Annotated in this window: 1 protein-coding gene and 1 pseudogene; one reads left to right on the forward strand and one right to left on the reverse strand. The window is 37.6% G+C overall.

The window, feature by feature from the left end; genetic code table 11:
* Positions 1-135: pseudogene (locus DWY89_RS14700) on the reverse strand (IS110 family transposase); the annotation flags it as partial.
* Positions 136-496: 361 nt separating this feature from the next.
* On the opposite strand from DWY89_RS14700, the gene tnpA reads away from it, so the two are divergent.
* Positions 497-909, forward strand: a 413-nt coding sequence (tnpA, locus tag DWY89_RS14165; RefSeq protein ID WP_118524782.1) for an IS200/IS605 family transposase, incomplete at its 3' end; no start/stop codon positions are given.

Raw genomic sequence — 909 nt, forward strand, 5'->3', positions numbered from 1 at the left:
AATAAGTTTAATTAGTGAAAGGATATCACTGGATGTGTGCTTGATCTCAAAAGGAGAGGGTACAATCTCACCAAATGGTCTTAGAATTGTAACCATGCTTTTACCTTTTGAAACATCAATACCTACTGCGTTCATAAATTTGTCACTCCTTAAAAATATTACAATGGATAAATACCAGATTTACTCATTACCTGCTCAAACTACTGTGTGTGACACGAATGCACTTAATGTGATTCAACCTGCATAAAACGAACACTGTGAATGAGGAGCTGGTTATCAGTCTAAAGTACGGACGCTAAGTCCTAGTGATGAAGTCGATATACCATTGCATCCTACATTCTAACAGTTTAAGTAATGAGATGGATAAATCCTTACTGGATGTAAGGGGATTACCCATAAGTATATTGTAGTAGTGATGAGTTAGGTGCGCCAAATTTTTTATCAAGATACAGAACTAGCGTTTGCCAAGTGTGGGGGCATATGGTATAATATAAACATGGAAAAAGATATATTTACTATTAAGAGAAATACACTTTCATATGGTAGAGGATATGTGTATTCTTTGCAATATCATCTTGTCTGGTGCACGAAATATCGAAAACAGGTCCTGAAAAATGGGATAGACGCAGAATGTAAAAAAATGTTGTATGGGCTTGCGGAGGAATACAAATTTAAGATTCTGGCGATGGAGGTTATGCCAGATCATATTCATTTACTTCTGGATTGCAAACCGCAATTTTTTATATCAGACATGATAAAGATTATGAAAGGGAATCTGGCACGTCAGTTGTTTCTTTCGCATCCGGAATTAAAACAGGAGCTGTGGGGAGGACATTTGTGGAATCCATCGTATTGTGCAGTCACCGTAAGTGACCGAAGCAGGGATCAGGTAGTGGCATACATTGAGGG

The sequence above is a fragment of the Clostridium sp. AF27-5AA genome, from assembly GCF_003478415.1.
Taxonomy (GTDB): Bacteria; Bacillota; Clostridia; order Lachnospirales; family Lachnospiraceae; genus Otoolea; species Otoolea fessa.